Genomic DNA, 18,675 nt, shown 5'->3' on the forward strand with positions numbered 1-18,675 from the left:
CATGAAATTAGCAAAACGTGTTTCAACGCTTACACCGTCTACCACTTTAGCCATTACAGCTAAAGCTAAACAATTAAAAGCGGAAGGTCATGATGTCATTGGATTAGGGGCAGGAGAACCAGACTTTAATACGCCAAAACATATTATTGAGGAGGCGTATAAAGCAATGGAAGAAGGACATACGAAATATACGCCGTCTGGTGGCTTAGTGTCTTTGAAAGAAGCAATCATTGAAAAATTTCAAGTTGACCAGCAAATTACGTATCGTCCATCTGAAATTATAGTTTGTTCAGGTGCGAAACATGCCCTCTATACTTTATTCCAAGTGTTGTTAGATGAGGGGGATGAAGTAATTATCCCAACACCATATTGGGTAAGCTATCCAGAACAAGTTAAATTAGCTGGTGGTACACCGAAGTTTATCGAAGGTCAAGAATCCAATTCGTTTAAAATTACACCTGATCAGTTAAAAGAAGCGATTACGGATCGAACGAAAGCGGTCATTATAAACTCACCGAGCAACCCTACCGGAATGCTTTACTCAGCTGATGAGTTAAGAGCATTAGGAGACATTTGCCTAGAGTATGACATTTTAATCGTGTCAGATGAAATTTATGAGAAGTTAATTTACGGTGAAAATAAACACGTCTCCATTGCTCAGCTATCACCTGCGTTAAAAGAGCAAACAATTATTATCAATGGTGTGTCAAAATCCCATTCAATGACTGGTTGGCGTATTGGTTACGCAGCGGGAAATGAGACGATTATTAAAGCAATGACAAATTTAGCAAGTCATAGTACATCCAATCCTACGTCGATAGCACAGTTTGCAACGATTGCAGCATATAAGGGTTCGCAACAACCAGTTGAAGAAATGCGCCAAGCATTCGAGTCAAGATTAAATACCATTTATGAACAATTAGTTCAAATTCCTGGCTTCAGTTGCATTAAACCTCAAGGGGCATTTTATCTTTTCCCAAATGTAAAAGAGGCTGCAACGTTAACAGGATTTAACCATGTAGATGAATTTGCAAAAGCGTTGTTAGAGGAAGAAAAAGTGGCGATTGTACCAGGTTCCGGTTTTGGGGCACCAGACAATGTACGATTGTCTTATGCAACTTCTCTGGAGCTCTTGGAAGAAGCCGTTAGCCGTATGAAACGATTCGTTGAAAAGAAAATAACTCATTAAACCATTTTAAATTTGTGGCTATCTAAAGCAATTAAGCTTAGATAGCCTTTTCATTTGGCTCTTTCCTAAAGGATTGTTGCTTTTAGTTGAGAATTGTTTTTCCTCTTTGTAATGGAGCGACTTGACTCACAGGATGCAGAGGAGACGGCGAGACCCCACAGGCCGAATGCGGAGGATGCTCGTAGAAAAGTAGAGGCTGCCCAGTGGACGTACAAACGAGAGGATTCTGCACGGAGATACTGCGAGTGAATCGAGCAGGTATTGACTTATTGTAGGGGAGGACTAGAATCGTTCGCTATTCGCTAGGAGCCGAAACTAGACAGCCCTATCCACGGAAAGAAAGTGTACGAAGCGAAATGTTCAGAATTCATTTTAAAAATGACTGAAAAAGCAACAATTTATATGAAAACAGCCTTTCATTGAAATCAAAAATCCGACGAAGTCCTATAAGGAATATTTGAATGAATGATGAGACAGATGTATAATAGAAAAGTATGTATATGCACATATCTAATAGCAGTATTTAGATGTTGGAGGGACAAATAAACGTGAAAACAACGATTTCTCAAGTACATAAATACGTTGGACAAGAAGTCACGATTGGCGCTTGGCTAGCGAATAAGCGTTCTAGTGGAAAAATTGCGTTTTTACAACTTCGTGATGGAACAGGGTTTATTCAAGGCGTAGTTGTGAAAGCTGAAGTGGAAGAAGAAGTTTTCCAAAAGGCAAAGTCAATTACGCAAGAAACATCTTTGTATGTAAAGGGAGTAATCAGAGAAGACGAACGTTCTCCATTCGGTTACGAGCTAGGGGTAACAGGAATTGAAGTCATTCATGAAGCAGTTGATTATCCTATTACTCCAAAAGAACATGGAACTGAATTTTTAATGGATCATCGCCATTTATGGCTCCGTTCTAAGCGTCAACACGCTGTTATGAAGATCCGTAACGAAATTATTCGAGCAACGTATGAGTTCTTCAATGAACAAGGTTTTGTAAAGGTTGATCCACCAATCTTAACAGGAAGTGCACCGGAAGGAACGACTGAGCTTTTCCATACGAAATATTTCGATGAAGATGCTTATTTATCACAAAGTGGTCAGCTTTATATGGAAGCAGCTGCAATGGCTTTAGGAAAAGTATTCTCGTTCGGCCCAACATTCCGTGCTGAAAAGTCGAAAACACGCCGTCATTTAATTGAATTCTGGATGATTGAACCAGAGATGGCATTTTATGAATTTGAAGACAACTTAAAAGTACAAGAGGAGTATGTGTCACACATCGTTCAATCTGTACTGAAAAATTGTGCGCTTGAGCTGAAAGTGCTTGGAAGAGATACATCCGCTCTTGAAAAGATTTCTGCTCCATTCCCTCGTATTACGTATGATGATGCAATTAAGTTGCTTCATGAAAAAGGGTTTGACGACATTCAGTGGGGAGATGATTTTGGTGCTCCACATGAGACTGCGATTGCGGAATCTTTTGATAAACCAGTATTTATTACGCACTATCCAACGTCATTAAAACCGTTCTATATGCAGCCAGATCCGAATCGCGATGATGTCGTTTTATGTGCCGATTTAATTGCCCCTGAAGGCTATGGAGAAATTATCGGTGGATCTGAACGTATTCATGATTTTGATTTACTTAAACAACGATTAGAAGAGCATGATTTAGATGAAGAAGCCTATAAATGGTATTTAGAGCTTCGTCAATACGGTTCTGTTCCACATTCAGGGTTTGGATTAGGCCTTGAGCGTACAGTTGCATGGATTAGTGGTGTCGAGCACGTCCGTGAAACCATTCCATTCCCACGTCTATTAAATCGCTTATATCCATAATAATAAAAGGTCTCCTTTTAACAGGAGACCTTCATATTTTTACCGGAAAGAGGATATCGAAAAGGAAAACTGTACGTGGTATACTTACAAATGAGGTGTTCCAAAGGATGAAAAAAGAGGAGTTTGTTGCCTATCAGGAGCAAGGAACGGTATCCATTCCGAATGCCTTGCTATGGAATTATCATAAAATTGGACTGAATGAACAGGAGTTAGCGATTTTATTATTAGTTCATTCTTATTTAATCAAGGGAAAACTATTTCCTACACCAACTGAAATTGCTGAACATATGTCAATTTCGACGGAAGAATGTACAAATCTTCTAAGAAGATTGTTACAACGAAATTATATTTTTATTGAAGAACTAGAAGAGAATGCTATTATTTTTGAAAAATACTCATTGCGTCCGCTATGGGAGAAGGTCTATGACTTCCTTCAAAAAGAGAATAAACCAGTTCAACAACCTGTAACCGAGAAGAACTTATATTCTATCTTTGAACAAGAATTTGGGCGTCCGCTTTCTCCTTTTGAATGTGAAACATTGTCCATTTGGTTGGACCAAGATCATCATGACCCAGACATCATAATGGCAGCTTTAAGGGAAGCAGTTATGAGTGGCAAATTAAACTTCCGATACATTGATCGAATTTTGTTTGAATGGAAAAAGAATGGGATTAAAACGATTGAGCAAGCTAGAAAGCATTCAAAAAAGTTCCGAGAGTCAATGAATCGTAAAACAACACAAAATCAAGCTAATTCTGACTATAAACGTATTGTTCCATTTTATAATTGGTTAGAAGGGGAGTGATGTCTATCACTCGCTTTTTTATTGTTACTTCAAATACTTAGTATAAAACTTGGTAGAAGAATATCAATATTGGAAGTAAGGTGATAAGACATGTTAAATAAAAAACAAATTCGAGAATGTTTAGACCAAATGGCAGAAATGTTTCCTGATGCCCATTGTGAACTGAATCACCGAAATCCATTTGAACTTGTGATTGCGGTTGCTCTTTCTGCCCAATGCACAGATGCACTCGTCAATAAAGTGACGAAAGATTTATTCCAAAAATACACAAAGCCAGAAGACTATTTGTCCGTATCATTAGAGGAATTACAACAAGATATCCGTTCCATTGGGTTATATCGGAATAAAGCAAAAAATATACAAAAGCTTTGTCGAATGTTACTTGATGAGTTCAACGGTGAAGTACCGAAAGAGCGAGAGGAGCTCGTCAAGTTACCAGGGGTCGGAAGAAAAACAGCAAATGTCGTGATGTCAGTAGCGTTTAATAAACCGGCAATTGCAGTCGACACTCATGTTGAACGGGTGAGTAAACGATTAGGGATATGTCGATATAAAGATAGCGTTTTAGAAGTTGAAAAGACGCTAATGAGGAAAGTGCCAGAAGAAGAGTGGGGAATTACTCACCATCGACTTATTTTCTTCGGTCGTTATCACTGTAAGGCTCAATCTCCAAAATGTTTAGAATGTCCCCTGTTATATTTGTGTAGGGAAGGGAAGAAGCGGACGAAAGGTATGGAGACAGTGAATGCAAAGTAAAGTGCTTTTGAAAGTTCCTTCTTCATATTTAGCGAACTCATATCTCATACGTGAAGACGAGATTGAGTTGGACCTTCGCTTGTCCTTTTCTGAACGAATTCGCTCATTTCCTTTCTTTTATGATCTCTTATATAGAATAGAGGATGGAGGCAAAAAGGAAGCACCTTGGATTTTTTGGGAAGAAAATATACATTCAGTTCTTGGTTGTTGGAAAGAGGTTGAGCGAGACATACAGGAGAGCTTCCAATCTAAAGACAAAAGTTTAATTAACAAGAAGATGGTTGAAGGGATTAGTTTATTTCTTGTAACGCTTCACTGGTTAAATGAGAGTCCAGTGAAGTCATTGGAAATTCCGACCTCGTATCCTTTCCAATTTAAGCCAGTGAATGTAGAAGAACGGTTATTATTTTGTATGAGCCATATCACTCTTTTCCATAGCTATCGACAGTTGAAGGAATTGTTTTCCGAATTAGAAAAGATCTACTACAAAAAAAGAGTCATTCAAAAGAAAAAGACATGAAAAGGTGCGAGATTTTTCTCGCACCTTTTTAATTGTTACAGAAAGTTTACGTTCAATAAAGTGTTAAAGTATTCTCTTTACCGTTTTTTTGGTGTCTAGCGCAAAGCGCCATCAGCTCGGGTCGCTTCGGCCCTGCTGTGGCGACGGAAGCCTCCTCGCAGGTCCTCCAGCGCCCTTCGCCGATATGCGGGCGTTATGCGCTTTTCTTATAGGGGTATTAAAGATCGTCCATAGGTTGTCCATCTTCGACTACTGGTTGTTCGTTCTCATTATTTCCACTACCGTTTGAAGAATTAGAGTCTTTTGGTTTCTTGTCTTTTTTGTCTTCGGTGTTTTCATCTAAACCAGGTGGTAATAACTCTTCTAAATCTTCTTCATCTGGTTCATTTTCTTCGTCTTCTTCTTCCTCTTCTAGCTTTGGAATCTCAATCATGGCAGCGCCAGGATCACTACGGTTATCACTATTTTCATCGCTAACGGCAAATACTTGGAATTTATAAACAGAGCCTGGTTTTACGCCAGTTACGACAAATGAAAAATCCTTTGTTGTCGTAACTGGTTCGTATGGCCCTTCATCTACTGACATTTGCACTTCAAATGATGTAGATTCCATAAATTCTTCTGAATAATTCCACGATAAGGTAACATCGTTTGTTTCTTCGTTATAAGCAATTTTTACGTCGCCAGGTTTCTCAAGCTTTTGATATTTATCTGAGACTTTCGTCGGTTGAGCACCTTTTACGAAGTATTCATATGTGATTTGGTCAGAAGGTGTCCATTCGCTTGCTAACTTTGCTGGATTCGAACCTTTTTCAATAGCAACTTTTACAACACTTTTCGGTTGTTTAAAATCTGAAGAGTCTCCTTTTGATACATGAACGATAATATCTTTAAAGATATCTTTTGCAAGTTTTTGGTCTTTATTATCCAAATACATTTTTTCATCGTTCGTTTCCATTCCAGTCCAAACAGCTGCTGTATACTTTGGTGTATAGCCGACAAACCAGCTATCCTTTGCACCACCTTTAGGAACGTTATAGGTTGCTTTTTCATTTGTTGTAAAGTTTGTTGTCCCAGTCTTACCGGCAATGTTTAAACCAGAAACTTTCGCTCTCGTACCTGTTCCATATTGCACGACGGATTTTAGCATATCGGTAATCATGAATGCTGTATAATCACTCATCGCTTCTTCAGGTTCAGGTGAAAGTTCAATAACTGTTCCATCTGCTAGCTCTACTTTTGTAACGGTATGAGGTTCAATGTAAAAGCCATTGTTACCGAACGCACTGTATGCCCCCGCCATTTCTAACGGAGATACACCGACCGTTTTGCCTCCAAATCCACCAATCGAGTAGGATTCATAAATTTCCTGTAGCTCAATGCCGATTCCTTCTGCAAAGGCTTTTGCTCGATCAAGTCCTGCTGCTTGCATCGCCTTTAAGGCAGGAATATTTCGGGAAAAGGCTAAGGCATCACGCATCGACATCCAACCGCGATAGCTATTATCCCAGTTGTTAATTGGTGATCCGTCGGAATAGGAATATGGTTCGTCATTAATTTGTTCGTACGTTGACCACTTTAAATGTTCAATCGCAGGACCGTAGTCCAACACAGGTTTGATTGTTGAGCCCGGCTGTCTTTTCGCATCAGTGGCGTAGTTGAATCCACCAATTGGTTGATTTCGGCCTCCACCAAGGGCGCGAATTTCTCCGGTTTGTGTATCAAGGAGCGCAACACCTGCTTGCATATGTTCTGAAAATGATAATGAATCACCATTTAATAAATTTTCGACATAACTTTGAGCATCTTGGTCCAGAGTCGTATAAATCTTTAAACCGGAAGTGCTGGGATCAATGTCTAGTTCTTCCCGAACTTCATCAATGACTTCTTCAATAAAAGCATAGTATTGGTTAGACTTTTCTTTCAGTTCTACAATTGAGTCCGTAATAGGAATTTGTTTAGCTTCTTCCGCTTCTTGAGAAGAAATAAATCCGTGTTGCTCCATAAGCATTAAAACCACATTCCGTCTATTTTCAGCATCTTCAGGGTTTGTTCTTGGATTATATCGACTTGGGTTTTTTATCATACCAGCCAACATGGCAGCTTCGCCAATCGTCACATCATTAAGATCTTCTTTCCCAAAGAAAGCTTCTGAGGCACGAGCAACTCCATAGTAATTTCCTGGATAATAAATTCGGTTTAAATACATTTCTAAGATTTGGTCTTTGGAATAGTTTTGTTCGATTTGAATGGCTAGCCACGCTTCTTGCACTTTTCGTTTTATCGTTTTTTCTGGTGTTAAAAACGATAGTTTGACAAGTTGTTGTGTAATCGTACTAGCTCCTTCAGCACCAAAACCTTCTTGTAAGTTAGCTAATACTGCGCCTCCAAATCGTATCACATCAATTCCGCTATGTTCATAAAATCGGATATCTTCCGTTGCTATAAAAGCGTTTTTAATATGATCTGGAATTTCATCAATCGGCACGTAAGTTGCTTTTTCTGTACCGATTTCATAAAACTGTTCTCCATTCATATCAAATACTTTTGAAGATAAATTTCCTTTTAACTGATCTTCGTTAAATGTAGGTGCATCGGAAACATAATAGGCGACAGTGACACCTCCGCCAATCATACCGAGAATTCCCATCACCATTATCGCAATAAATATTTTTTTCCACACGTTTGATTTTTTTGCTTTTTTCTTTTTCTTCTGAGACTGTTGTGCTTTCCTTCGTTGTTCTCTCGATTTATATTCTCCACTCATACTCATTCCAACCTTTCATGAAGAATGACATAAATTATTTAAAATACAATTTGTCTATTATTTTAATATAATCAATTCGAGGTTGATAGCCAAGAGGAATTTGGTGACCGAATGTTTCAATTTCACTTTTTGCAATGGATTTACGGCCTCCTTGTTCCTTGCGATTCCAAAATTCCAATACTCTTTTCGCATCTAATAAGAATATTTCTTCAGAATTGGTAAACCGTATGATTAAGAAGCAAATGCCTTCTTGTTTCATGACAGCTTCCATATGAGAAATTTGGTGTTCATGAATATTTTGTAGCGGAAAAGATGAAGTATACCGTGTTTCTTTCGCTTCAAAATCAATATACTTTCCTTTATAAACTCCGTTATAGTCAGTTGTTGAAGCTTGTTTAAAGTATGCTTCTTTAATGACTGCAGCACTTCGTTTCGGATAATCTACCGAAACAATTTGCACAGGAGTTGGCTTTTTATGTATGACAGCTATACCTCTTTCACGATAATATTCATTCGTTTCATTTAAGTCCGCTTCGAGGGTCATCCCACGATTACTGTATTGAATTTCTTTTTTCTTAGCTGGAGCCTTCTTCTGTACTTCTTGTTTCCGATAAGGCTTGCCATTTGGATAGTTGAAAATCAAGACTGTCCCTCCTTTATCAAGAAGCACTTATTATATCATATCAAATTTTTCATCCTAACAGTTATGAAAGAGTAAGCAGGTGATTTGGATGAATGAACGACTGATGATTCGTCGCATTCAACATGAAATGGAATCATGTAATATCGATAATATTTCTAGAACGATTAGTTATGCAAAATTTTATGAACGGAACCCAGAAATTAAGTGGGCCTTTTTAGCAAGCATGGTATCAAGAAATGCAGGCTGGTGTATGACAGACTTGCTTGGAACATGGTGCCAAAAAGCATTAAGCGATGAATTTCGCTACTGGCTCTTTTTAACATACGAAAAAGCAAATTGGCTTATTTTTCGCGATGCATTTCCTCAATTGCTTATTTATGAACTATCTAAAAAGAAAGGAAAACCTTTATTTCATCTAGTAGAAGCTTTTTCCGTCTCTTCTTTTATGAAAAGGGAATGGGAAATATTTTTCAAGAATCGAAATGAAAAACGTTTATTACTTTCCCTCATTATTAACGAACAGCATTTAATCCAACTTCCAGTTATTGAAGATCGATACTTTAACAAATATGTATTTAAAAGCTTTCCCTACCGATTTCAAGATTTATTTCATTTTAATACAGTACTATTTCCCACTTTAGATGGACAATTGTATGGATGTACCGTTAAGGGATTCCGAAAGGTTCATGCTCGAATTCAATTAGGAAAATGCTTAGCGGCCATTCTGTTCCACCCGCTATATTATGAAAAGTTCCACTTATTTTCAAATATTGTACCACATACAGGGTCTCGGTATGATTTCGAAAGATATTTACCCATTCATAAAACACGAGAAACACCTTTTTTGCGGACTGCTTACCCAATTGTTTCTCATCATATAGACGAACGAGAAAGCAATTGGTTTCATGGACAACGACTAAACCATTTTTATGGAGTGGTAAAAACTCCAAAGCAAGTCCATTTAACCGATTGGTATTTGAAAAAACAAGAGCAATTGAGAGTCATTTGTTTAGTTGAGGAATATTTAAAAGGGAGGAAAGGGTAAACGCTACGTAAAAATGGATGAAGGTAGATAACTATTCTACGAAGTATTCCTTCCGATGAAACATTAAACTGGATATGGGCTAACATGATGAAATGCTAGCCCAAGCTCTATTCTTAAAGACTTTTATTTTTCGTATGTGTCAAGACCTTTGTTCTATCTATTTTGTCCTCTATGCAATAGAAGAGAATGCGTGACTCTGGGGGATGTAGAGGAAAGCTTAAAACCCCACAGCCTGGCTATTGGGGAGGGTCTGCTTCCTCTCCGAGGAAAGCAAGAATTTCCAAGTACTTACGGAAAAGCACAATGTATACGAAAACTTCTTTTTATTAAGTAGATGGACGATTCGGTCCTTCGAGTTTTTTATCTCCATACCCAGTTTTCGGTTTTGTTTTTTGGTGACCTGACTTACCTTTTATTTGTTTTGTCAATTTCAACACCTCCTAGCGGTATTCTGTCCTTATATTTCAAAATAATGTGCTTGTCGAAAATGGGAAATGTTAGAACAATTTAAATTTCTTTGACGAATGAAGACTAGTTTTGTCATAGGGGAAGGAAATGGGTGGGAAGACACGAATTTGTACCGTAAAAGGAGGCTATAAAATGAAAACAATGATAGCGAAGGTGGTCGCTTTACGGAAACTTGAAGAATTAGAATTACAGCTTCAGCAGATAGAAAAAGGAATGACGGAGCGAACGGCTCTTGAAAGAAGTACTTCTTCTGCTGAGTTTCATGCTCATTTAGATCATTTAACCAACTCAATGGTTGAATTGAATTCTTGTATTCAAAACCTGCCAACTAAATTTAAAAATGAAATAAATCCCTCTCAGTCCGTTTCTTTTAATCCGAGCTATTAATTCTCCACTATTCTTTTCTCATCATGAGGTTGTGTGCTATCATACGTTCGAGGTGAATATACGTGCACGAACATTCCATTATCCCACTGACTATTTGGTTATTAGACAAAGTAGAGGAAAGTAAATTACGATTTGAACATACGAAACGAGAAGAGAAATCTTTTTCGTTTTATGAAGAAGTGAAGCCTTATTGTGACGAAGTTCATCAAACGTTACAGGAATGGGAAGTATTAGCTTATCAATTTATTAAGCAGTATCATCCGAAGTATGTGACAAAAACACAAATTGAAATGTGTAAAGAGCATATCGAACAAATATCCGTTCAATCTTTTTATTACCAAACCAGTTTAAAGCGGTTTAAGGATGCGACACAATCAGCCATTTTTATATTAGAAACTCTTATAGAAAGAGCAAAAGAGAAAGAGCCGACCGGTAAGTAGGGTCGGCTTAATTTTTTTGTTACAGTAAGTTTAAGTGCAATAAAGTGTTAAAGTATGCTCTTTACAGTATTTTTGGTGTCTAGCTCCAAGCTCCATCGGCTCGGGTCGCTTCGGCCCTGCTGTGGCGACGGAAGCCTCCTCGCAGGTCCTCCAGCGCCCTTCGCCTAAGGACTTGCGCTTTGCACTTTTTCTGTGAAAATAAAAATTACCTATGAGCTGAATGATCATTCATGATAGGTAGATGGTAGAAAGGAAACCCCGGGGAGAATAAATTTTCATGTCCGGGGTGTGAGTGTAAAATCATGTATGTTTCTTATTCGTGTGTGGTTCGAGTGGTAACTGGTCTAGCTTCTTCAGATGCAACCGTATTGATATCATATGTGACTTCCTCATTATGTTTAGGTGCAGCGTCAAATCCGTGTTTAGGCGGAGTTGGGGTATGTCCTTTTTTCTTATGTTGAAAACTTTTTCCTCGGCTCATATTAACCTCCCGTTGGAATACTTTGATGACAACTTTAGTTTGTCCAGAAAATCTAAAAAGTTATTCGAGATATTTCAGGGAGGGATATGTAAGTTAACTTATTCGGAGAAATAAATAAGGAGTGCTCCAAAGGTACAACCCATACTTCGTCTTGAATTAATCTCCAATTTTTCATGAGGTGGTGGACGCTTTCCGCAGGAACAACCTTTCTCGTATCCGCTCCTAGCGTCTGGTGAATTGCCAAGTCGATTTTTTCCTTAGTTTTCCTCGCAATATTCCTTTATTTCAATTCGTGACAGTCATTCGTTTGTACAATCCTGGACAGTCGTCATCACCTATTCTTCTCTCTACTTATACAATTTAAGGAGCTGACCAGAGACAGCTCCTTCTTATACCTTTAATATATAAACTTCTTTGGATGGAGTATCTAAGGATTATCCTGCAGATTGTCCCTCGCTATCCAGCACTTTCATTAGTTCTCGGTACTCGCAAATGTTCATTTCATTCTGTAAATAAAGCTTTTTGGCATAAACGAGTAACTCATTTCGTGATGATGCATCATAGTTGTTTTCAAACTTAAACTTTTCTTTTAATAATGTAAAGTTCATTTAACCATCCCCTTTGCCCCTTTAGTTTAATCGTAACATAGAATTTTGAAAGGGCATTTTTTTATAAAATTGTGACTTTCGACAAATTTTTACAATTCCTTCACCAATGGAACGAAAGTAGCATAGAGTAAGTATGGATGAGAATGAATTAAGGGGGAATGTATCTTGTACCCAAAACAATCGAATTATTATCAGAGACCCATACCGTATTATCCTTCGGCGGTTTCTTATCAACCGCTTCAACAACAGGTTCAACCGTATTGGTTGCAACAAAACCATATGCCAAATCAAATGGTTTACAACCCATACCCAACGCCATATCCAAAAGCATCATCGTTCACGCCACCACAAACTAGCGGGATGAGTTCAGTGATGAATTCATTTAAGAAAACAGATGGAAATTTGGATTTTAATAAAATGGTTGATACTGCTGGTCAATTAATGGGTACGATGAATCAATTAAGCTCTTTATTTAAAGGTGTGACATCTTTCATAAAATAATTTAAAGATGGAGGAATGTTGGATGGTTGATGAACTTTTTAATCAAGTTGCGGTCCATCCACAATTGATGATCGTTGTTCCTGCGTTAATGGTTTTAGGGTTAGCCATGAAAAGTACTCCATTCATCGATAGTTGGATGATCGGCTGGTTTATTATATTTGCCGGTGTGTTAGCAAGTGTATTTACGATCGGTTTTTCCATAAATGGTATCGCCAACGGTATTATAGCCGGAGGCGCTGCGATTACGTCACATCAAATGATCAAACAAACAGTTTTCGGTAGGAAGAAAGACGATTGTGAATAATGATGAATTGGGTGCACAATAGTCATGAGTTTTCGTGACATTGAGCACTCTTTTTTGATTGTGAATAAGGCTATTTTTATTAAGTATTTTCTAAAGGGATTGTTGCTGTTTAGAATCGTTTTTACTCTATAAATGTAGTGGGGATTAATGGAAAGAACAAGCCTCCACAAGCGCTTTATGAAAAGTAAAAAGTGGAATTTGATGGAGAAGGTTGATAAATAAAAATAAATCTTTCTAATTCGAACTGTGCCGAAACGTTGGGCGTATTGTTTAGAGTAATGGAATCTATTTGTTGGCATGGTTGAGTAGGAGAAATAAGAGGCAACATTTCTCACGTTTTTATGTGCCTCTTTTGGTCTTAATTATCTAGGTATTAATAAAAATCTTTTATGAAAGAAAATGCGAAGCATATCATTTAGACCAATCGATGCAAAGTTTTTAAGGTCGATTTTTATTTTCAACCCTCTCTCTTCGGTGGTGGAGTGCATATTGGGCATTGGCCAAATTATTAATGGCGAGTGAATTTTCCATACAAGAAAACGGACCACTTTGGTATGATTTCAATTTATTAATGAGTACAGCCAGAACATCCTCTACCTGGCAGCCATTTATGCCTACTTCATCAATGGCTCCTTCTTGAAATTTAATATGGATATAACGATTTATATCATTTTCAGATGGCACGATCATAACCTCCTTGTCCTTTTATGCGTCAATAGTTTATGTAAAATAAAGAAATACATACGGATAGTTCAGGCAAACTGTAGGTAAACTATTGATGAAGTTTAAAAGGAGGGATTGAAAGTGACTAATCGAAATGACAATCGAGAAAGAAAAAATAAATATCCAAAAAATAATTCGACCACCATTCAAAAGGATTCAACACCTGAAGAAAATAATTCATATGGGACAAAATCTCATAAAAATTAAAGTCCAGAAATTACTCTGGACCTTTTTTATTTAATGGAATAACAATTTTTAATTCATCGTTTTGAAAAGATGCGCGTAAGTCTGATTCTTCAATTGCTATTGGGAGAAGAAATGTTTTTGAGAAATTCCCAATCTGTGAAATTTTTTGGAAAAAGTTATGGTCATCTAGTTGGGATGTAGACGTTTCGTGATGGTCAACTTTCACTGTCAAATATCGTTCAAAAATGTCAATTACGATTTGCTCTTTTCGGATGCCTGGTAATGTCCCGATAATTACATATTCGTTGGTCGTTTCATAAGAATCGATTGAAATATGAGGTATTGAGAGAGTTTCTTGAAATAATTGTTCAACTTGATCAAATATCGGCTTTAAAGTTGACGGTTGAAATAAATAATCTAAAAAAACATCGAGCTGATTAAAAGTCTCTGTAAGGGGATTCTTATTTTGAAGTGATTCATCTTTTTCTTTACTCATAAATTGGTCCTCCTATTTGATCAATCTAATGGTGTCAATATATAAGATATGCACATTGCCTGTTTATCGTTTCAATCTGACGGAGTGTATGAATTGAAAATACTCGCCAAATATGGTAATGTAACTACAAACTAAAATGTCACGTGTTACTGATTCGATCAGGCATGAGTGAATAAACCCCAACAGTACAGGGTTTTTCGCCATGCCTTCTTTTAGCTCATATAGAAGGAGTTTGAAAAGCCAATAGAGTTGGGGAAAAATAAAAACATTGGGAGGAATATAAAATGTTTAAAAAATTATTCGGCTTAAAAAAAGAAAAAGAATTAAAAAAGGATGAAACGATCTTCGCTCCGCTTTCTGGGAAAATGATCGCCTTAGAAGAAGTACCAGATCCTGTTTTCTCTCAAAAAATGATGGGGGATGGAATTGCTATTGAGCCAGCTGAAGGTGTTGTTGTTTCACCAGTGGAAGGTGAGGTAATTCAGTTGTTCCATACAAAACATGCGATTGGAATTCGTTCTATAACGGGAGCTGAAATCTTAATTCACATTGGCTTAGAAACAGTGAGCATGAATGGTGAAGGTTTTGAAGCTCATGTAAAAGAGGGCGACAAAGTAAACGTAGGAGATAAGTTAATCTCATGTGATTTAGAATTAATTAAAGAAAAAGCAGCAAGCACTATTACACCAATGGTCGTAACAAATGGAGATATTTTAGAAAGTATGGAAAAATCTCCTTCAGGAGAAGTGACACGCGGAAGCTCTAAAGTATTTGAAATTCGAGTGAAATAAGATTGAATGAGCAGATGTTAAGGGGAGACCTTTACATCTGCTTTTTTATTTGAGCTACAAAAAATGGGGGGCAAATACCAAAAAGGCAGGAGATCATGTAAACTAATGGGAATACTTTCGTAACGAACGTTTATTCGATAAAATAAAAGACAGGAGGAGGAAGCGGGAATGAAAAAGCGTCAATCAATTAACCAAGTTTTAGAAACGATTAAAACGGACGAACGATTTCGTGATCAAATTGTCCATTGGCATACGATACCGGAAAAAGAAGCGCATTACGAGCCTTTTCCATCATCTTTACATACTGAAATTCAATTAGCTTTAAACAAACGTGGAGTTGATCAACTTTACTCACATCAAGCAGAAGCTTTTCGCTTAGCTGAGAATGGAAATCATTTTGTTGCTGTTACTCCAACGGCTTCAGGAAAAACGCTTTGTTATAATTTACCTGTTTTGCAGAAGATTGTGTCGAATCCTGAGGCGAGAGCTCTTTATATTTTTCCGACAAAGGCTCTTGCGCAAGATCAAAAGGCCGAGTTAAATGAAATGATTGCCGAGATGGGAATGGGGCCAATCCATTGTTATACGTATGATGGAGATACTTCACCAACCATTCGACAAAAAATTAGAAAAGCAGGGCATATTGTAATTACTAATCCTGACATGCTTCATTCAGGAATATTGCCACATCATACGAAGTGGGTATCACTCTTTGAAAATTTACAGTATATCGTAATCGATGAATTACATACGTATAGAGGGGTATTTGGAAGTCATGTTGCAAATGTCATAAGACGATTAAAGCGGATTTGCTCCTTTTATGGGAGTTCACCTCAATTTATCTGTACTTCTGCGACGATACAAAATCCTCGAGAATTAGGGGAAAGGCTTACAGGTGTTAATATGGAGGTTATTAGTCGCAATGGGGCGCCAAGCAGTCGAAAACATTTTATATTTTACAATCCTCCGATTGTAAACAAACCATTGAATATTCGCCGAAGTGCCACACTAGAAGTACGTGATTTGGCAAAAATGTTCTTAACACATGATATTCAAACAATCGTTTTTGCTAAAAGTCGCGTAAGGGTAGAAGTGATTCTTACTTATTTAAAGGAACTGTTTAAAAAAGATCTGCTAAATAATTCCGTCCAAGGATATCGCGGCGGGTACTTACCAAAACAACGGAGAGAAATTGAAAGGGGATTAAGGGAAGGGAACATTAAAGGTGTTGTGAGTACGAATGCTTTGGAATTAGGGGTGGATATTGGCCAATTGGAAGTGTGTATCATGACCGGTTATCCCGGTACAATTGCGAGTGCTTGGCAACAAGCGGGTAGAGCAGGAAGAAGGAAAAGCGAAGCGGCTATTTTTATCGTTGGAAGCTCTAGCCCAATGGATCAATATGTTATGCAACATCCTGATTACTTATTGCAAAAAAATCCTGAAAACGCGATCATTAATCCGGATAACCTTATCGTCCTTGTCGACCATATTAAATGTGCTGCATTTGAAATACCGTTTCAAAAGGGTGAAACTTTTGATGGTGTGGAGGTAGATGAAATTCTTCAATTTTTACAGGAAGAACAAGTTCTCCACTATCAAAATACGAAATGGTATTGGATGAATGATTCGTTTCCTGCTTCGACGATAAGTTTAAGGTCTGCTTCACAAGAAAATGCCGTCATTATTGACATTACCCAACGTGGAAATGTGAAGGTCATCGGAGAAATGGATCGTTTTAGTGCGATGACACTTCTTCATGAAGAAGCTATTTATTTACACCAAGGGATTCAATATCAAGTGGAAACGTTGGACTGGGAAGAGAAAAAAGCATTCGTTCGAGAAGTTGAAGTGGATTATTTTACGGACGCCAATTTAGCTGTAGAGTTAAAGGTTTTGGAAGAGGACCAACAGCTACATACTGTAAATGGAACGAAAGGTTACGGCGATGTAATGGTTTTAGCTCGTGCAACCATCTTTAAGAAAATCAAGTTTGATACACATGAAAATATTGGTTCAGGCCCGATTTACCTTCCGGAAGAAGAATTACATACTTCTTCCTGTTGGATTAGTCTAGACCCTTCATCTTTGACGAATCTAAACGATGCAACTGTTGAGCAAACGTTACTTGGGATTTCACATGCCTTGAGATACGTTGCTTCTTTACATGTAATGTGTGACCCAAGTGATTTACACGTCACCTCACAAATGAAATCGGTTCATAATGAAAAACCAACCATCTTTTTATATGATCGGTACCCTGGAGGTGTAGGTTTGTCCAAAAAGGTGTATGAAGATATGAGCAACATATTAAATGATACTTATGCATTTATCCAACAGTGTCCTTGTGAGGATGGATGCCCATCTTGCATTGGAACTGATGTTCAGCTTCCAAAAATAAAAGATAAAACCTTGAAAATGATTCGAATTTTGAAAGAGGAATGAGTATGTCCATCACAAATAAATTAAAGCGGCTAAAGAAACATATTGTTACCAACGAAAAAGAACCCGAACAAAACTCGGTAGAGCCGGAACAAAAGACTCAGATTCCTTATTTAATTCAGTGGGAAGAACTTGGGATCAAACCATTCTATTTTGAAGACCAGTATGCACTTGTTCGTACGGTTGAATATCCGGTCACTCATCAACATGGTCTATATAAACTTAAGGAATTTGAAGAGGTTGTTCGAAGTTGGAATCGTAAAAAAGTAATTCATCCTTTATCTGCAGAGGGGCATGATCCGCATCATCTATTTTTCTTTGACACAGAAACGACTGGTTTAAAAGGTGGAGCAGGGAACATGATTTTTCTACTTGGTCATGCCCGATTAAATGAGAACCGAATCGTTATTAAGCAACATTTTCTACCTGGACCAGGTCATGAAGTTGCATTATATAAAAGCTTTTTAAGTGAAGTTAATATTGAAAAATTAGTTACTTATAATGGAAAAGCTTTTGACTGGCCTCAAGTGAAATCTCGTCATGCTTTTATTCGTGAAAAAGTTCCGAAATTGCCGTCCTTCGGGCATTTTGATTTATACCATGCTTCGAGAAGACTTTGGAAGGATCGATTAGAATCTGTAAGGTTAACCATCGTTGAAAAAGAAATTTTAAATATTAATCGGAATGAAGATACACCTGGATATTTAGCGCCAATGTTATATTTTCATTTCTTAAAAACACAAGACCCGAAAGTGCTCGAAGGGGTTTTTAAGCATAACGAATTAGATGTTTTATCGCTCATAACCCTTTATACGCACATTTCAAAAAAACTTTTAAATGCAGATCAGTTTCAAGAAGAGTCATATTATTTAGCTAAGTGGTTTCAGGCTGCTGGGAATAAATCGCAAGCCTTGGAGACGTACAAGCATGTGGAAAAGGACGACCATATAAATATATGGAAAGCGAAGTTTGAACAGTCTATTTTGTATAAACAAGAAAAGAATGATGAAAATGCGGTATTGCTTTGGAAAGAAATCGTATCGAGCTCTCCTTTATTTAAAGAAAGAGTCCTATCCTATATTGAGTTAGCGAAATATTACGAGCATCGCAAAAAGGATTTGAATAGGGCGATCAAAGTTGTTACCGAGGCTTATCAGTATTTAATAAATGAGGAAATGAAAGCGCAAACGAAACGAGACAAATATTTGTCAGATATTTTAAAGCGTGAAACACGTCTGAAGAAAAAAATAGAAAGGTTGCTGTCGAAATGATTCCTGTTCC

At 37.5% G+C, this 18,675-nt stretch carries 20 protein-coding genes; 14 read left to right on the plus strand and 6 right to left on the minus strand.

All coding sequences use genetic code 11. The annotated features are described in order from the left end of the window. Position 1: 1 nt before the first annotated feature. The 5 genes from ML543_RS07670 to ML543_RS07690 all read left to right on the plus strand — a co-directional run bounded on the left by ML543_RS07670 (position 2) and on the right by ML543_RS07690 (position 5,112). Entirely contained in the window at positions 2–1,189 is a 1,188-nt protein-coding gene (locus ML543_RS07670; protein ID WP_243386633.1) for a pyridoxal phosphate-dependent aminotransferase, read from the plus strand. A 548-nt stretch (positions 1,190–1,737) separates the two neighbouring features. Beyond that, positions 1,738–3,030: an asparagine--tRNA ligase gene (gene asnS, locus ML543_RS07675; protein ID WP_243386634.1), complete on the plus strand. Its 1,293-nt coding sequence runs from the start codon at positions 1,738–1,740 to the stop codon at positions 3,028–3,030. 107 nt (positions 3,031–3,137) lie between these two features. Then, a complete protein-coding gene (locus tag ML543_RS07680) occupies positions 3,138–3,836 on the plus strand; it encodes a DnaD domain-containing protein (protein ID WP_243386635.1) in 699 nt (232 codons plus the stop codon). Positions 3,837–3,926: 90 nt separating this feature from the next. Next, positions 3,927–4,592: an endonuclease III gene (gene nth / locus ML543_RS07685; RefSeq protein ID WP_243386636.1), complete on the plus strand. Its 666-nt coding sequence runs from the start codon at positions 3,927–3,929 to the stop codon at positions 4,590–4,592. Then, positions 4,582–5,112, plus strand: coding sequence for a YpoC family protein (locus tag ML543_RS07690; RefSeq protein WP_243386638.1), 531 nt, complete (start codon positions 4,582–4,584; stop codon positions 5,110–5,112). Before nth ends, ML543_RS07690 begins: the two co-directional genes overlap by 11 nt. A gap of 217 nt (positions 5,113–5,329) precedes the next feature. Here the strand turns inward: ML543_RS07690 and ML543_RS07695 are convergent, their stop codons facing one another. Both ML543_RS07695 and recU read right to left on the minus strand, forming a co-directional pair. Further along, positions 5,330–7,879: a PBP1A family penicillin-binding protein gene (locus ML543_RS07695; RefSeq protein WP_243386640.1), complete on the minus strand. Its 2,550-nt coding sequence runs from the start codon at positions 7,877–7,879 to the stop codon at positions 5,330–5,332. A 34-nt stretch (positions 7,880–7,913) separates the two neighbouring features. Beyond that, positions 7,914–8,522, minus strand: coding sequence for a Holliday junction resolvase RecU (gene recU, locus ML543_RS07700; protein WP_243386642.1), 609 nt, complete (start codon positions 8,520–8,522; stop codon positions 7,914–7,916). An 88-nt stretch (positions 8,523–8,610) separates the two neighbouring features. On the opposite strand from recU, the gene ML543_RS07705 reads away from it, so the two are divergent. The 3 genes from ML543_RS07705 to ML543_RS07715 all read left to right on the plus strand — a co-directional run bounded on the left by ML543_RS07705 (position 8,611) and on the right by ML543_RS07715 (position 10,862). After that, positions 8,611–9,567: a DUF2515 family protein gene (locus ML543_RS07705; protein WP_243386644.1), complete on the plus strand. Its 957-nt coding sequence runs from the start codon at positions 8,611–8,613 to the stop codon at positions 9,565–9,567. A 600-nt stretch (positions 9,568–10,167) separates the two neighbouring features. Then, on the plus strand, positions 10,168–10,422 hold the full coding sequence (locus ML543_RS07710) for a hypothetical protein (protein WP_243386646.1): 255 nt from the start codon (positions 10,168–10,170) through the stop codon (positions 10,420–10,422). Between the two features lie 62 nt (positions 10,423–10,484). Continuing rightward, the gene (locus ML543_RS07715) at positions 10,485–10,862 is read left to right on the plus strand and encodes a YppE family protein (RefSeq protein ID WP_243386648.1); all 378 of its coding nucleotides are present in this window, start codon (positions 10,485–10,487) and stop codon (positions 10,860–10,862) included. A 313-nt stretch (positions 10,863–11,175) separates the two neighbouring features. On the opposite strand, the gene ML543_RS07720 is transcribed toward ML543_RS07715, so the two are convergent. Continuing rightward, on the minus strand, positions 11,176–11,343 hold the full coding sequence (locus tag ML543_RS07720; protein WP_243386650.1) for a hypothetical protein: 168 nt from the start codon (positions 11,341–11,343) through the stop codon (positions 11,176–11,178). A 434-nt stretch (positions 11,344–11,777) separates the two neighbouring features. Continuing rightward, positions 11,778–11,951, minus strand: coding sequence for a YppF family protein (gene yppF / locus ML543_RS07725; RefSeq protein WP_243386652.1), 174 nt, complete (start codon positions 11,949–11,951; stop codon positions 11,778–11,780). A 165-nt stretch (positions 11,952–12,116) separates the two neighbouring features. Here yppF and ML543_RS07730 point away from each other — a divergent pair, with 165 nt between their 5' ends. Together ML543_RS07730 and ML543_RS07735 are read left to right on the plus strand one after the other, a co-directional pair. Further along, a complete protein-coding gene (locus ML543_RS07730; protein WP_243386654.1) occupies positions 12,117–12,452 on the plus strand; it encodes a YppG family protein in 336 nt (111 codons plus the stop codon). A 22-nt stretch (positions 12,453–12,474) separates the two neighbouring features. Continuing rightward, positions 12,475–12,756 carry a phage holin family protein gene (locus tag ML543_RS07735; RefSeq protein ID WP_243386656.1) on the plus strand — a complete coding sequence of 94 codons (282 nt, stop codon included), beginning with the start codon at positions 12,475–12,477 and terminating at the stop codon, positions 12,754–12,756. Between the two features lie 438 nt (positions 12,757–13,194). Here the strand turns inward: ML543_RS07735 and ML543_RS07740 are convergent, their stop codons facing one another. Then, complete coding sequence (locus ML543_RS07740; protein WP_243386658.1) at positions 13,195–13,440, minus strand: Acb2/Tad1 domain-containing protein; 246 nt, start codon at positions 13,438–13,440, stop codon at positions 13,195–13,197. A 120-nt stretch (positions 13,441–13,560) separates the two neighbouring features. Here ML543_RS07740 and ML543_RS16925 point away from each other — a divergent pair, with 120 nt between their 5' ends. Further along, a complete protein-coding gene (locus tag ML543_RS16925; RefSeq protein ID WP_279326622.1) occupies positions 13,561–13,686 on the plus strand; it encodes a hypothetical protein in 126 nt (41 codons plus the stop codon). A gap of 10 nt (positions 13,687–13,696) precedes the next feature. On the opposite strand, the gene ML543_RS07745 is transcribed toward ML543_RS16925, so the two are convergent. Further along, positions 13,697–14,161, minus strand: a complete 465-nt coding sequence (locus ML543_RS07745; RefSeq protein ID WP_243386659.1) for an Hsp20/alpha crystallin family protein — start codon at positions 14,159–14,161, stop codon at positions 13,697–13,699. 284 nt (positions 14,162–14,445) lie between these two features. On the opposite strand from ML543_RS07745, the gene ML543_RS07750 reads away from it, so the two are divergent. The 3 genes from ML543_RS07750 (at position 14,446) to ML543_RS07760 (ending at position 18,665) form a co-directional block, all read left to right on the plus strand. After that, positions 14,446–14,952, plus strand: a complete 507-nt coding sequence (locus ML543_RS07750; protein ID WP_243386661.1) for a PTS sugar transporter subunit IIA — start codon at positions 14,446–14,448, stop codon at positions 14,950–14,952. A 168-nt stretch (positions 14,953–15,120) separates the two neighbouring features. Continuing rightward, on the plus strand, positions 15,121–17,397 hold the full coding sequence (locus ML543_RS07755; RefSeq protein ID WP_243386663.1) for a DEAD/DEAH box helicase: 2,277 nt from the start codon (positions 15,121–15,123) through the stop codon (positions 17,395–17,397). A 2-nt stretch (positions 17,398–17,399) separates the two neighbouring features. After that, entirely contained in the window at positions 17,400–18,665 is a 1,266-nt protein-coding gene (locus tag ML543_RS07760; RefSeq protein ID WP_243386665.1) for a ribonuclease H-like domain-containing protein, read from the plus strand. Positions 18,666–18,675 lie beyond the last annotated feature (10 nt).

It is taken from the genome of Bacillus kexueae (genome assembly GCF_022809095.1).
GTDB lineage: Bacteria > Bacillota > Bacilli > Bacillales > Aeribacillaceae > Bacillus_BZ > Bacillus_BZ kexueae.